This is a genomic window from Rhodanobacteraceae bacterium (assembly GCA_024234055.1).
Taxonomy (GTDB): Bacteria; Pseudomonadota; Gammaproteobacteria; order Xanthomonadales; family SZUA-5; genus JADKFD01.
On sequence record JACKOW010000006.1, the window covers coordinates 163,861 to 178,069 of the forward strand.

A 14,209-nucleotide genomic window follows, 5' to 3' on the forward strand; every position below is an offset into this window, starting at 1 on the left:
AGCCACGGCATCCCGCGCCAAAATGAGCGGAAATCGAACACCAAGCGCCGTTCTGCCGCCGGTGCGGACGAACGATCTTCAACCACCGCAAGAAACAACGTCCCGCAACCGTTGAAGCGAGGGGGTGTGAGAAATGCGGGCTAGGCAAGCGGGGCAGGGGGCAGGGGACCAAGCTCGCTTCACGGTCAGAGCTTGAGTCAGGATTGGAAACCTGCCCGCTGCCCCCACGCCCGGCACAACAAGTCGTCATTCCCGCGAAAGCGCGCGAAAGCGGGAATCCACGCATGCGCAAGAACCTGAAAGCACTGGATTCCCGCTTGCGCTGGAATGACGGTATCGACTTGTTCAGAGCTTCCCTACCGCATCACGTCATCGACGCTGGCGCGGGTGATCGGGTGGTAGCTGCCGCGGGCACTGGCGTAGACCTTGCGGGCGTAATCCTGTTGCCCCGGGTTGCGCATCAGCGCGGTGTACAGGGGCAGTACGAACTTGCGGCGACCGATGCGCTGCAGGAAATCCTGCATCGGTGCGAAGGCCGGGCGGTAGTCGTGTTCGATGGCCTTCATGTACCAGGCGAAGGCGATCTCGCTGTTGCCGACCATGCTCACCTGATAGGCCAGGTCGAACTCGGCCAGCTGCGCCGGCGTCGTCGATTCGGGCAGTCCTTCGATCCAGCGCATCCATTCCTGGGTGCTCCAGGCGCTGGTGTCGATGGCCGCAAGCGCTGTCTTGCCCGAGAGCCAGTCGCTGCGCGCGGCGTCGATGGCATCGAAGCGGGTGGCGTGGGTGCGCGGCGCGAAGTCCGGCAGACCCGGGCCCTCGATGAAAGCTGCCAACTCCTCGCCACTGACTTTGCCGGGATGGCGATCAAGCAGCTCGGACTTGAGGAAGGCGAGGAAGTCGTTGGTTCCGACTGTGCCGAAGGCATGCCGGTCGAACCACGCTCGGACGAAGGGATCGAAGACTTCGCGCCCGAATCGTTGTTCCAGAAAACGCAGGAAGACCATGCCCTTGGTGTAGGCCACCTCGGTCAGACCGTCATCCGGATCGCGCCCGCGCAGATCCAGGCGCAGATGCTGATCGGCCTCCGACAACGCTTCCAGCTCTTCCTGCAGATCACGTTCGGCCAGTTGCCGCTCCATGTCGGCACGCTCGCTGCCAAAGGCCGCTTCGACGATGCGGTTCTCGACGTAGGTGGTGAAGCCCTCGTTCAACCAGAAATCATCCCAGCTGCGATTGGTGACCAGATTGCCCGACCAGGAATGCGCCAGCTCGTGGGCAATCAGCGCCACCAGGCTGCGGTCGCCAGCGATCACGGTGGGCGTGAGGAAGGTCAGTCGCGGGTTTTCCATGCCGCCGAAGGGAAAGGAGGCCGGCAGCACCAGCAAATCGTAGCGGCCCCAGCGATAGGGGCCGTACAGCGACTCGGTGATCTCGATCATGCGCTCGGTGTCTTCGAACTCGTAGGCGGCCGCTTCGAGCACATTGGGCTCTGCATACACGCCGCTGCGCTCGCCCAAGGCAGCGAACTTGAGCTCGCCCACGGCCAAGGCCAGCAGGTAGCTCGGAATCGCCTGCTGCATGATGAAGCGGTAGTCGCCATTGGCGGCATCAAGCGGATTGTTGTTGGCACTCATCCGCGCCAGTAGTCCTGGCGGTGTGCTGATGCGGGCGGAATAACTGAAGCGCACCGCGGGCGTGTCCTGGATCGGCACCCAGGAGCGGGCATGGATGGCCTGCGACTGGGTGAACAGGAAGGGCTGTTTCTTGCCGGCGGTCAGCTCCGGCGGCAACCACTGCAAGCCGCTGGCATCCGGCGAGGTGCGGTAGCGGACGCGGATGCGCTCGACGCCCTGGGGAAGCTCGATGCGCAGCGCCTGACCGAAAATCGGATCGGCCCTGGACAGGCTGAAGGCGGTCGGCGTGTAGCGCTGCTGGGCATCGACGGCGAGTACCTGATCGATGTGCAGCTCGCGCGTGTCCAGCACTACCTCGGTGGCGGCCGGATCCTTGCGCAGCAGATCCAGATCGACAAATCCGGAGAGCTCGCGGCGCTCGAAGGACACCGCGAGATCCAGGTGCGCATGGCTCACCCGCACCGCATCGATGTTGGCGTAGGAATGCGGATCGGGTGCAGCGCAGGCAGTGCTCACGGTGAATACCAGCAGGGTCAGAAAGGCGCGCATGGCAGCTTCAGTACATCGCGGGGCCGCCGAGTATGCCGCGGGTGCGATGAATATGCCGCTCGCGCCATTGCGGGCTTCCATGAACTTCGTCCATCACCTCAGGACTGTTCGGGCCGTTGCTGTGGAGGGCGCCGCGCTGCGGCGCCGCTCTTGCGCCTCTGGCAGATCAAGAGCGGCCACCCAGGCGCGCGTCCCTCCTCAAAGCCGCTGATCAGACCTGGTCAGGCGGCCTGACACACCGAGGCCATCATCGCCCGCAGCGCTGCTGGTTTGACCGGCTTGTGCAGCACCGGCAGTCGCGCTGCGGCAGCAGCTTTCAGGAAGGCCTCGTTGCGATCGGCGCTGACCATGACGATGGCCGCGGGTGCGCAGCCGATCCGGCGCCAGTTCAGGACCAGATCAATGCCATTCTCGTCGCCGTCCAACTGGTGATCGACCAGCGCCAGATCAAAGCTGCCCGATTGCAACAATTGCACTGCCGGCAGCCCTGAGGATGCGGTCTGCACCTGATGGCCCCAGCGCTGGAGCAGACCGGACGTGGCCTCCAGCACCTCCGGTTCATTGTCGATCACCAGGATCCGCAGGCCTTGCCGGTTCGCCGTGGCGGTCTGGGCGTCGGCGCTCGCGCGATCGCGGCTGGCCAGTTCGGCCCGGCGGGCGCTGACGAAGAACATGCTGCCGTGTTCGGCGCGCGAGCGCAGGTCCAGCTGCGCGCCCATCAGGTGCGCCAGACGCATGCAACCCGCCAGACCCAGTCCCAGGCCGCGCTCGCCCCAGGGCGAGCCCTCGGGGCCACGCTCGAAATCACTGAATACCCGGGAGCGGACCGTGTCGGGGATGCCCGGACCGCTGTCCCAGACTTCGATCCGCACGCGCTCACCCTGACGACGCGCCCCTACCACCACACCACCCTTGCGGGTGTAGCGCAGCGCATTGGAAATGAAGTTCTGCAGGATTCGCCGCAGCAGTTTGCGATCACTGTGGATCACCAGCCGCGTGGCCAGAAAGCGTAGTCGCAGGCCCCGACTTTGCGCCAGTGAGGCAAATTGCGACTGCATCGACTCGAACAACTCGCCGAGGGCAAAGGGCTGCATCTCGGGTTCCAGCACGCCGGCATCCAGTCGCGCCAGATCGATCAGTCCGTCCAGCATCTCCTCGGCGGCCGACAAGGAGGAATCGACCCGATCGACCAGTCCGCTGGCGTCCGTCCCCAGGCGTGGGTCATCCCGCAGGGAAGACAGGAACAGGCGCGCGGCCGACAGCGGCTGCAACAGATCATGGCTGGCAGCAGCGATGAAGCGGGTGCGCGTTTCCTGCGCCGCCTGGGCCAGCCGCCGGGCCTGCTCCTGCGCCTTCAGCGAGGCCCGCAACTCGAAGGTGCGCTGTTCGACCCGATCTTCCAGATGCTCGTTGGCTTCGCGCAGGGCGTCCTCGGCGCGCTTGAATTCGGTGATGTCGTTGAAACTCATGACGAAGCCACCGCCGGGCAGGGGTTCGCCGCGCATTTCCACCACATGGCCATCAGCACGTTCGCGCACATAGCGATGCGAACTGCCGGCGCGCATATGGGCCAGTCGACGCTCCACCTGATCGTCGACATCACCGGGTCCGATCTGGCCGCGCTCAGCGTTGTAGCGAATCAGGTCGGCCACCGGCCGACCGACGAAGAGCATGCCGTCGGGATAGTCGAAGAGTTCGCTGTAGCGCCGATTCCAGGCCACCAGACGCATCTCGCCATCGACCACGCTGATGCCCTGGCTCATGTGCTCGAAGGTGGTCTGCAGCAGTTCGCGGTTGAAGCGCAGAGCCTGGCTGGTCTCGTCCAGCACCGAGACCACCTCGCCCAGCTCCAGACCGCTGCCGCGCAGTACCGAGGTCAGCATCAGCCGCGCCGAGCCGGGGCCGACGGCACCGGCCAGCAGCCGCTCGGTGAACTGTAGCGCCCTGCGGTCAGCCGGGGCCGAAAGATCAGGGTCGCGCTGGTGCGTGAGGAAAAAGCGCTCGAAGGCGGCAGTCGCCGATTCCCGTCCGAGGATGCGCTGCGCCAGTTCCACCAGATCGCGCAGGTGCACATGCGGCACCAGCTCTTGCACGGCGCTGGCCCGCAGCGCGTAGGGGTCCAGATAGGCCGTGGCCTGCAGGCGTTCGCCCAGATGCGGTCGTTGTCGCAGCGACACCGCCATCAGCAGCGCCGAATTCACCAGCAGGGACCAGAGCGTGCCGTGGGTCAGCGGATCGGGCCCGGCCACGCCCAGCAGCGCCTGCGGCGCCAGCGGTGCAAATCCCCACGGGCCTTTTTGCAGGAATTCGCCGCCAACCCAACCCGCCAGCGACAGCTGCGGCAGCAGCAGGGTGTAGATCCAGACCGCGAAACCGCCGGCCAGGCCCCAGGCCACGCCGCGCTGACTGGCATTGCGCCAGTACAGCGAGGCCACCAGCGCCGGGGCGAACTGGGCGACGGCGCTGAAAGCCAGCAAGCCGTAGCTGGCGAGCGTGCCGCTGCCACCGTCGATGCGATAGAAGGCGAAAGCCAATGCCGCCAGCAGCGCAATCGACACCCGCTTGCAGCCCAGCACCCAGGCGGACAGATCGGCGTTCTGCTGCAGTCGCAGCGACCGTATCCGCATCAGCAGCGGCATCAGCAGATCGTTGCTGATCATGGTCGACAGTGCCACGCAGACGACGATGACCATCGCCGTACCCGCCGACAGACCACCGATGAAGGCCAGCATGGCGATGCCGGGATGGCCGTTTTCCAGGGGCAGGCGCAGCAGCAGGTGATCGGGGTTCCCAGCCGGGACCAGGTCCTGCGCCAGCCAGGCCACCGGCAGCACGCAGATCGACACCAGCACCAGATAGCCGATGAATACCCGCCGCGCCAGTTTCAGATCGGCAGGATCGGTGCACTCCACCACCCCAACCTGGAACTGCCGCGGCAGACAGAAGATGGCGCAGGCGGCGAGAAGGGTCTGGGTGAGAAAGGTCAGCGTGCCAAATTGCTCGGGCGACCACACCGGGTCGGCAGCCACGCGCGCCAGCGCTCCCGGCCAGGCGTTCTTGCCGAGCACCAGGGCCAGCAGCGCAACCACGATCAGCGCCGCCAGCTTGACCACCGACTCCAGCGCCACCGCCACCAACAGGCCGCGACGGTGTGCCGTGGCGCTGGCCTCGCGGGCGCCGAAGAGCATGGCGAACAGGGCCATGGTCACCGCCACGTAGAGCGCGGTATCGGTGTACAGGCTGCTGCCATGATCGCTGCTGGCCGGTGCCAATACCTGGATGCTGGCGCTGATGGCCTTGAACTGCAGGGCCACATAGGGCACGGCGGCGAACAAGGCGATGATCGTCACCAATGCGGCCAGTGGCCGCGAGCGCCCGAAGCGCGCCGAGATCAGATGCGAGATCGAGCTGATGTTCTGCTGGCGCGCGATCAACACCAGCCGCTCCAGCAGGCCGCTGGCGAAGGCGAAGATCAGGATCGGGCCGAGATAGATCGGCAGGAAGGCCCAGCCGCTGCCGCGCGCCGTGCCGACCGCGCCGTACAGCGTCCAGGTGGTGCAATAGACCCCGAGCGCCAGGCTGTAGATCCACGCGCGCAGGGCTGGCTGGCTGGTCAGTCGGGCACGGCGATCTCCCCAGGCAGCGACCGAAAACAACGCCACCAGATAGGTGAGGGCCGCGAGCAGCAACAACCAGGGGGCGATCACGGCGGCGTTGGACCAGCTTGCAAGTGGCAGTTGACCCATTTCGGCCAGCGCCCGCAGGTCGATCGGACCTCTCTGCTGCCCTCAGCCATCACCATCGCCGACTCAGCGCGGGGCGTCGGGCTGCTTCTCCGGCTGTGCCAGATCGAATTCGGACATCTGCAGGCAGCGCTCGTAGATGCGGTTGACGGTGGGATAGGGCGCCATGTCCATGCCATAGCGCAGGGCGTTGTAGACCTGCGGGATCAGGCAGCAGTCGGCCATCGTCGGCTCATCGCCCTCGCAGAACTCGCCGGTGGACGGATTGTTGCCGAGCAGCTCCTCCAGCGCCACAAAGCCCTCGCTCATCCAGTGGCGCATCCAGGCCTGTTTCTGGGCCAGATCGGCGCCGAGTTCGCTTTGCAGGTAGTCCAGCACCCGCAGATTGTTCAGCGGGTGGATATCGCAACCGATGACCTGGGAAATGCCGCGCACCCGGGCGCGCTCACGGGCGTTGGCCGGCATCAGCACGTAGCCGGCGCCGTGGTAGACGTCGGCCAGATATTCGATGATGGCCATCGACTGGCGGATGACCCGCTCACCGTCCACCAGCACGGGGATCAGCTTCTGCGGATTGAGTTGGGCATAGTTCTCGCTGCGCTGCTCGCCGCCTGCAGCCAACAAGTGCACCGGCTGGTAGTCATAGGCCAGTCCCTTGAGGTTCAGCGCGATCCGTACCCGGTACGCGGCGCTCGAACGCCAATAGCTGTAGAGCCTGATCAAGTCGGTCATGACGCGCCCCCGCCCGCTGGAGCCACAAGCATAATGCAGTGGCGCCTCGCCAGCACGTCCGCGCCGCCGTCGATTCCATGCCTTGCAGTTCGGGCGGCGGCGACTGATGCTTCCCGCCCCCGTTTTCCGTGGACCACCCATGCTCGCCCTGGTCAGTGCCCGCGCCGCTCGCGCGCTCGATGAAGACCTGCCACTCCTCGGCGCCGCGCTGGCCGCGCGCGGCATCGACTTCGAGATCTGTGACTGGGACGATCCGGACGTGGACTGGTCGCGCTATCGCCTGGCACTGTTGCGTTCGACCTGGGACTACATCGATCGTTATGCCGAGTTCGGCGACTGGATCACCCGGGTGTCGAGTCAGACGCGTCTGCTCAACCCGCCAGACGTGGTGCGCTGGAATACCCACAAGGGCTATCTGCTGGATCTGGCCCGGAAGGGTGTGGCGATCGTGCCCTCGACCTTGCTGCGACCGGGCGATGCCATCGAATTTGTCGAGTTGCCGGAGCTGGTGGTGAAGCCAGCCATAGGCGCCGGCTCGCGCGATGCCCGCCGCTTCCGCAACGACCTGGCAGGCGCCCGCGCCCATGCCCGGAAGCTGCTCGACGCCGGCCGCGATGTGCTGGTGCAGCCCTATCTGGAACGGGTTGATGAGGCCGGTGAAACGGCGCTGGTGTACTTCGGCGGCCGTTACTCGCATGCACTCCGCAAGGGCCCGATGCTGGGCATCAATGCCGAGGCCACCAATGCACTGTTTGCGCCTGAATCGATCACCGCGCGTGTACCCGACGCCGCCGAGTACGCACTGGCCGAGCAGGTGCTGGCCGCCATTCCCTTCCCCGGGCCGATGACCTATGCCCGCGTCGATCTGCTGCGCGACGGCGCCGGCGATCCGGTCCTGCTGGAGCTGGAACTGACCGAGCCCTCGCTGTTTCTGACGATCGTGCCGGCCGCGGCCGAGCGCTTTGCCGAGCTGATCGGCCAGCTCAGCGCTGCCCGCTGAGGTTACGCACGGAGTGCGCCTGCTGCCGAGCGCGGGTGCGGTCCGTTCTCACCAGACATACCGCAAGTGATTGATTTTGCGAATTCGAGAGAATGGGGCAGGGGGCAAGGGGCAGGGGACCCAGCCCGCCGCACGATCTGACTTTGCAGCGAGGTTGGGCCCCCGCCCCCTGCCCCTCACCCCGGTTGGTGCGCCTACAAGCGCACCGCCCATTGCGACCGGGACTCCCACCCACGGGGGCCTTGCTAACCCGAACCCACCCGCGCCGGTGGTTTCGGCAGCCAGATCGACACGATCAAGCCGCCCTCAGGCCGGTTGCTGAGGCGGATGCGGCCGCCGTGGGCCTCGGCGATTTCCCGGGCCAACGCCAGTCCCAGACCGGTACCGGAACGCTTGGTGGAATAAAAGGGCAGCAGCGCCTGCTCAAGCACGGTGTCGGTCATGCCGGTGCCGCGGTCGCGCACCTGCAGCAGGAACTGTTGGCCGGCGTCGAGCACCGCGATTTCGACGTCGGCGGTGCCGATCCTGCCTCCACCGCGTTCTTGCACAGATTGATCAGCACCTGTTCGATCTGGGCGCGGTCGACGAAGGCGCTGGCTTCGGGCAGAGGCAGCACGATCCGCGCCGACTGCGACTGCACCACGGTGTCCAGCAAGGCCGTCCAGGGCACCGCCTGCAGCCGTGGACTGGGCAGCTTGGCAAAGCGCGCATAGCCGCCGATGAACGCACCCAGATGCTGGGCGCGTTCGTCGATGGTGGCGAAGATCTTCTGCAGGCTGGCCTTGTCGCCGCGTTCGGCATAGACGCGGCCGGTGTGGGCCATCGAGGCAATCGGCCCCAGGGCATTGTTGAGTTCGTGACTGATCACCCGGATGACCTTCTTCCAGGTCGCCACTTCCTGGCGGGCCAGTTCGCGCGTCAGTCGCCTGAGCATGGTCAGCTGATGGCGGCGGCCGTGCAGATCGAAGGACCGGCGGGTCAGATGGAACACATCCTCATCGCCATCGACGGTCAGGGTCACCAGGCCATCCAGTCCCGAGCGCAGCGGTTCGGCCAGGGCCTCGGGCAGGCGAGCCACCAGATCCTCGAAGGCGTGACCTTCCAGTTTGCCCTGCAGGCCGAACAACTCGCGCGCCGCCAGATTGCCGTAGATCACGTGTCCGCGTGGATCGGTCAGCAGCAGCGCCGTGGGCGTGTTCTGAACCACGGTATCGAGCAGCAATTCGCGCTGCACCAGGCGCTGACGTTCATCGCGCAACTGCGCGCCGAGGGCGTTCAGTGCGGTCGTCAGATCGGCCAGATCAGGGTCGCCCGGGACCCGAATCGAGGTGGCGAAATCGGCGTCAGCCCAGGCCGCCACCAGTGTCGACAGCGCCCGCAGATGATCGGCCGACGGCGTGCGCTCGCGGCGGATGGCGATCAGCGCAAAACCCAGTCCGAGCGCCAATGCCGCCGCCAGGGTCGACCACAGGCCGAGTTCGCGCGTGAGCCACGACGACAGCAGCACCAGCACCACGCCCCATGTCGCCCAGCCCGGCAGGCGCTTCAGGCGGGCCAGGTGGCGGCGGGAGGGATCGGGCTGGGGCATTGGGGGTCCGGGTGGGGTGGTTGGCAACTGGCAACTAGCGATGAGCGACTAGCAACTGGCAACTAGCAACTAGCAACTAGCGATTAGCGCGTCATTTTGGGGTTGATCGCAAGGGGCCTCAATGGGCGTTATTGCGAGCCACCTGTTTCGGCCCGACACTGCCCACGGGCCATGAACCACAACCTGCCTGTAGGAGCGACCTCGCGTCGCGACCGGCAAGCCGCAGGTCCGCCGCAGCGGTCGCGCCGCAAGGGCGCTCCTACGGTTGGGCGGCGCCGGGGACTTCAATCGCGGACAGAGTCCGCTCCCACAGGCAACCCCCACCCTTGCCAGCAACCGACAACCAACAACCGACAACCAACAACCCTAATCCCGGCGCACATCGACGCCGTACTTCTCCATGCGTCGATACAGGGCCTGGCGCGACAACCCCAGGCTCTGGGCGGCTTCGGCGACCACGCCGCCGGCGCGAGACAGGGCTTCCTCGATCTCGTCGCGGCTGGGTTCGCGCAAACCGTTGTCGCTACCGTGCTGTTGGTGGCTGGTCGCGGGTAGCCCGAGATCCTCCACCGTGACCACCCCGCCTCGGCACAGCAGGCTGGCGCGGGTGATGGCGTTCTTGAGTTCACGCACATTGCCGGGCCAGGGGTGGGCTTCCAGAGCGCGTCGGGCGCTGTCGGCCAGGCGCAGTTCGCTGCCCAGGAAATGCTCGGCCAGCGGCACGATGTCTTCCCGCCGATCGGCCAGTGCCGGCAGCTTCACTTCGATGACGTTGAGGCGGTAGTACAGATCCTCGCGGAATTCACCCTTGCGGATCATCGCCGGCAGATCGGCATTGGTGGCCGACAACACCCGCACCTTGACCTCGCGGGTGCGGTTGCTGCCCAGGCGCTCGAAGCGGCCGCTTTCGATCACGCGCAGCAGTTTCATCTGTCCGGCTGGTGGCAGATTGCCGATCTCGTCGAGAAACAGGGTGCCGCCATCGGCCGCCTCGAAACGCCCTTCCCGGGCCTTGCCGGCGCCGGTGTAGGCACCGGCCTCGGCGCCAAACAATTCCGCCTCCAGCAGATCCGAGGGCAGCGCGCCGCAGTTCACGGCAATGAAGGGGCCGTCCTTGACCCGTGAGTTGGCGTGGATGATCTCGGCGATGCGCTCCTTGCCGGCGCCATTGGGCCCGGTGATCAGGATCGGCACATCGGCGCTGGCAATCTGACAGGCCAGGCGCAGCACGCGCTCGGTGCTCGGAGCCGCATAGACCATGCCGCGCAGGTCGAATTCGCGCGCCAGCGAACGCCGACCTTCGGATTCGCGCACGGTCAGCTTGCGTGCCTGGCGGCTGCTCTCCGCCAGTTCCAGCAGATTGCGCACCGTGGTCAGCAGCCGCTGGTCATCCCAGGGCTTGCTCAGATAGTCAGCGGCACCGGCCTTGACCAGTTCAACGGCCTGTTCCAGATGCGACCAGGCCGTCAGCAGGATCACCGGCAGATCCGGATGGCGCTCGCGGATCTGCCGGAACAGCGCCACGCCCTCCTCGCCCGAGGTGGTATCGGCCGAGAAATTCATGTCCTGGATGACCAGGTCGATAGACTGGCTCGCCAGCACCTCCAAACCCGCGCGCGGGCTGGCTGCGGTGCTGACCGAGTGCCCGTCCAGACCCAGCAGCAGTTCCAGCGCGGTGCCGATGGCGGGGTTGTCGTCGATGATGAGGATTGCCGACATGACTATGTGTTTGCTCGGAGGTTGGTGGGGCAATCAGCAACTGGCAACTAGCGATTGGGGCGAGTTTCCTGTGGATATGCGTTGCGGTCGAGCGACTTGCGGAGCGATTGAAGCATTCGGCCGAGCTCGTTCGCCGAACGGAGCAGGGGGTCAATCGCCTCGCGCGTCAGTCCAAGTCGTGCGGCGAGCAGGCATTGCGTCTCCAATTCGGCCAGGGAACCCATTGCGATCGCGAGAAAGCGTGCGAATTCTCTGGTGGATAGGCGAGATCGCCCTTCCGCAATACACGAAGGAACCGAGACAGCAGATCGACGCATCTGTTGCGCGAGTCCGTAGCGCTCGGTGTCCGGTAACGACCGCGCAATTGGGTACGCGGCCTCTGCCAGATCCATCGCACGCTTCCAAACTTCGAGATCGCGGTAGCTCACGGGGACGCCGATATCAAGTTGAATTTGACGATTAGGGCGCATCACCAAGAGCCTGCGCAAGTTCCATAGGCATCGAACCCATAAGCAGCACCGAACTCCCTTCAGCGCGCCCCAATCGCCAGTTGCCAGTTGCCAGTTGCTGCTTTCAAGCTGACCGCGTCGCTATCGCCGGGGCAATCCGGCTGGCGCGCAGGGCGGGGCCGAGGACGGCCAGTTGACCGATGATCAGCACCACCACTGCGCCCAGCGGTAGCCAGGTCCAGGGCAGGCGATCGAAACCCAGGTACTGCACCAGCACCACGTTGATGCCCAGCGCCAGGGCCGAGCCGGCAGCGATGCCGATCAGGGCGATCAGGGCGTTCTCGGTCTGGAAGTAACGCACGATGTCGCGCTGGCGGGCACCAAGGGCGCGGCGGGTGCCGATCTGCTTGGTGCGCTGGGTCACCCAGAAGCTGGCCTGGCCGACGATGCCGAAGGCAGTGACCGCCAAGAGGGCGACGCCGATCACGGCCAGCAGCACGGCCATGGCGCGGTCATTGCGATAAGCCTCGGTGCGGATCTCGTCGAAGCCGCGGATGGAGGGAATGATGCGGTTGCGCTCGACCGCGAACAGCTTTTCCTCCACCTGCGACATGACTCGGTCACGTTCGCCGGGCTGCGTGCGCACGATGAAGCCACTGGATCCAATCAGCTTGTAAGGCGACACGATGGCGCGATCGGGATTGCGCGAGCGCGGCCAGGGGGTGGCGAGGTGATCGGTCACGCCGATGATGCGCTGCTGGGGCTCGCCGCGATCGCCGGTGATGTTGATCATCTTGCCGATCGCGCTTTCGCCGGGAAACAGCTTTTCAGCCAGACCCTTGCTCACCAGCACCACGGGGGGATTGGGCTGGTCACCTTGCGTGAAGGGCTTGATCTCGCCCGGCTCGAACATCCGGCCCTCGATGATCCGGGAGCCCAGCGCATCGAGGAACTGCTCGTCGCCCATGTACATGGCCGCCGAGCGATCAGCGCCGTCGGCCCGGTCCTCAGCCTTGAGCGCCACGCTGGTGTTCCAGCCGCTGCGGCCCATCGGAATGCTGAAGGTGGGGGTCACTGCCACCACGCCGGGGATGGCGCGCACGGTAGCCAGATCCTGATCGGTGGCCTGCTCGTCGGGGCGCACCTGTCCGATGTTCTGGTTGTGGAACAGGAACACATTGGGCTCATCGACGCCACTGGCGAGCGACATGGCCTCGATGCGCTCGTTCACGATGAACAGCACGTTGGCCAGGATGGCGAGGGTCAGCGCGATCTGTGCGGCGATCAGCGTCGCCGCCACCGGATTGCGCCTGAGGGAGGACAGTATCGGTCGGATTTCCATGGGGGATTCCTTGCGGGATGACTGGAGCGTAGGGCACGAGGGCATGAGGGCATGAGGGCGCGAGCGCACGTAAAGGCAAGGGCTCTTCGCTTGCCGCTCTTGCGTGCCCTCTTGCCCTCGTGCCCGCGCCTCCATCAATTGGTTTTCAGCTGCGAGGCCGGGGCGATGCGGCAGGCGCGCCAGGCCGGGTATGCGCCAGCGCCGATGGCGCCGATGATGGCTACCAGCAGCATCAGGCCGAACAGGCTGGTGTCCAGTGTCGCAACCTTGTCGAAACGCGGTATCAGCATGCGGACCATGGCCAGTCCGCCCAGGGTCAACGCCAGGCCCAAGACCGCACCCAGGGCTCCGATCAGTCCCGATTCGATCAGGTGCTGGGCGAAGATCTCCCGGCGCTTGGCGCCGAGCGCACGGCGAAGGCCGATTTCCCCACTCTTGCGCAGGAATTTGGCCAGCAGCAGCCCGGCAGCGTTGAGCAGGCAGACCACCAGAAAGGCCACACCGACGCCGGCAAAGATGCGGGAATCATCCGGCACTACCTGATTCTGGCTCAGCCATTCCATGACATTGCTGAGCTTGTTGTTGTCTGGGCGCGGGAAGCGACCGGACTTGCGCTGTTCGGCCACATAGGCGGTCAGATAGGCCAGGTATTCCTCGCGCGCCTTGGCGTCGGGCAGTTCCACCCAGTATTGGGTCATCACGCAATCTGAGGCTCTAAGGCCGTCAAAGCCAATGCCTGGTGGTGGCTCGAAGCAGTTGATGCTGCCGTCGATGTCCATTTCCTTGGCGGTGGCCACGCTGAAAGGCAAGAAGATGTCCTCTGGATTGCTCAGCGTGTCGGTGGTGATGTCGTAGAACAGCGGATTCAGTTTCCAGGTATCGAGCACACCGACGATCGAAAAGTCCTCGTCATTGAGACGAATGCGTTCGCCAACGACCTCGGTGCGCTTGAAGACGCGATCCGCCAGTTCGCGCGAAATCACGACGACTCGCGCCTCGTTCTGGTCGTCAGCCCTGGACCACGGGCCACCTTGCAGGAAGGGGGCATCGAACATCGCGAAGAAATCGGCGCCGGCAGCGCGCACGTTGGCCAGCCGCGGTCGTACCTCGGGATCGCTGGGAACCACACTGACACTGGAACGGCGCATGGCGGTCTGGCGCATGGCCTTGGCATCGGCCATCAGGCGCTCGGCATCGCCGTGCGTGAGTTGGTTGGGTGGCAGATTGTTTTCCTCGTCGAAAGCCGAATCCTTCGACCAGTTGTCCAGCTGCACCGCATAGAGCACATCACTCTTTTGCGGAATCGGATTGCCCGAGAGCCGGTAGAGGACCGTGAAGGCGGTCATGGCGGTCGCCAGGCCGAGCGCAATGGCCAACACCATCAGCGCCGACAGCACCGGCGTGCGCTTCAGGGCCAGGGTGGCGAGTTTCAGATAGTAGGTGAACATCG

Annotated in this window: 10 protein-coding genes; 1 reads left to right on the forward strand and 9 read right to left on the reverse strand. The window is 65.5% G+C overall.

The annotated features are described in order from the left end of the window. Positions 1-356: 356 nt before the first annotated feature. The 3 genes from H7A19_12415 to maiA all read right to left on the reverse strand — a co-directional run bounded on the left by H7A19_12415 (position 357) and on the right by maiA (position 6,661). A complete protein-coding gene (locus H7A19_12415; GenBank protein ID MCP5475631.1) occupies positions 357-2,186 on the reverse strand; it encodes a M1 family metallopeptidase in 1,830 nt (609 codons plus the stop codon). 221 nt (positions 2,187-2,407) lie between these two features. Next, the gene (locus tag H7A19_12420; protein MCP5475632.1) at positions 2,408-5,893 is read right to left on the reverse strand and encodes a PAS-domain containing protein; all 3,486 of its coding nucleotides are present in this window, start codon (positions 5,891-5,893) and stop codon (positions 2,408-2,410) included. A gap of 102 nt (positions 5,894-5,995) precedes the next feature. After that, positions 5,996-6,661, reverse strand: coding sequence for a maleylacetoacetate isomerase (gene maiA / locus H7A19_12425; protein ID MCP5475633.1), 666 nt, complete (start codon positions 6,659-6,661; stop codon positions 5,996-5,998). Positions 6,662-6,800: 139 nt separating this feature from the next. On the opposite strand from maiA, the gene H7A19_12430 reads away from it, so the two are divergent. Beyond that, positions 6,801-7,661 (forward strand): hypothetical protein, encoded by an 861-nt coding sequence (locus tag H7A19_12430; protein MCP5475634.1) that lies wholly within the window; start codon positions 6,801-6,803, stop codon positions 7,659-7,661. A gap of 245 nt (positions 7,662-7,906) precedes the next feature. Here the strand turns inward: H7A19_12430 and H7A19_12435 are convergent, their stop codons facing one another. The 6 genes from H7A19_12435 to H7A19_12460 form a co-directional block, all read right to left on the reverse strand. After that, positions 7,907-8,158, reverse strand: coding sequence for a sensor histidine kinase (locus H7A19_12435; protein MCP5475635.1), 252 nt, complete (start codon positions 8,156-8,158; stop codon positions 7,907-7,909). Beyond that, positions 8,101-9,249, reverse strand: coding sequence for an ATP-binding protein (locus H7A19_12440; GenBank protein MCP5475636.1), 1,149 nt, complete (start codon positions 9,247-9,249; stop codon positions 8,101-8,103). Before H7A19_12440 ends, H7A19_12435 begins: the two co-directional genes overlap by 58 nt. Before the next feature lie 366 nt (positions 9,250-9,615). Further along, on the reverse strand, positions 9,616-10,968 hold the full coding sequence (locus H7A19_12445; GenBank protein MCP5475637.1) for a sigma-54-dependent Fis family transcriptional regulator: 1,353 nt from the start codon (positions 10,966-10,968) through the stop codon (positions 9,616-9,618). A gap of 47 nt (positions 10,969-11,015) precedes the next feature. Further along, on the reverse strand, positions 11,016-11,438 hold the full coding sequence (locus H7A19_12450; protein MCP5475638.1) for a four helix bundle protein: 423 nt from the start codon (positions 11,436-11,438) through the stop codon (positions 11,016-11,018). Between the two features lie 103 nt (positions 11,439-11,541). Beyond that, positions 11,542-12,759, reverse strand: coding sequence for an ABC transporter permease (locus H7A19_12455; GenBank protein MCP5475639.1), 1,218 nt, complete (start codon positions 12,757-12,759; stop codon positions 11,542-11,544). A gap of 134 nt (positions 12,760-12,893) precedes the next feature. Next, on the reverse strand, positions 12,894-14,207 hold the full coding sequence (locus H7A19_12460) for an ABC transporter permease (protein MCP5475640.1): 1,314 nt from the start codon (positions 14,205-14,207) through the stop codon (positions 12,894-12,896). Positions 14,208-14,209: the final 2 nt, after the last annotated feature.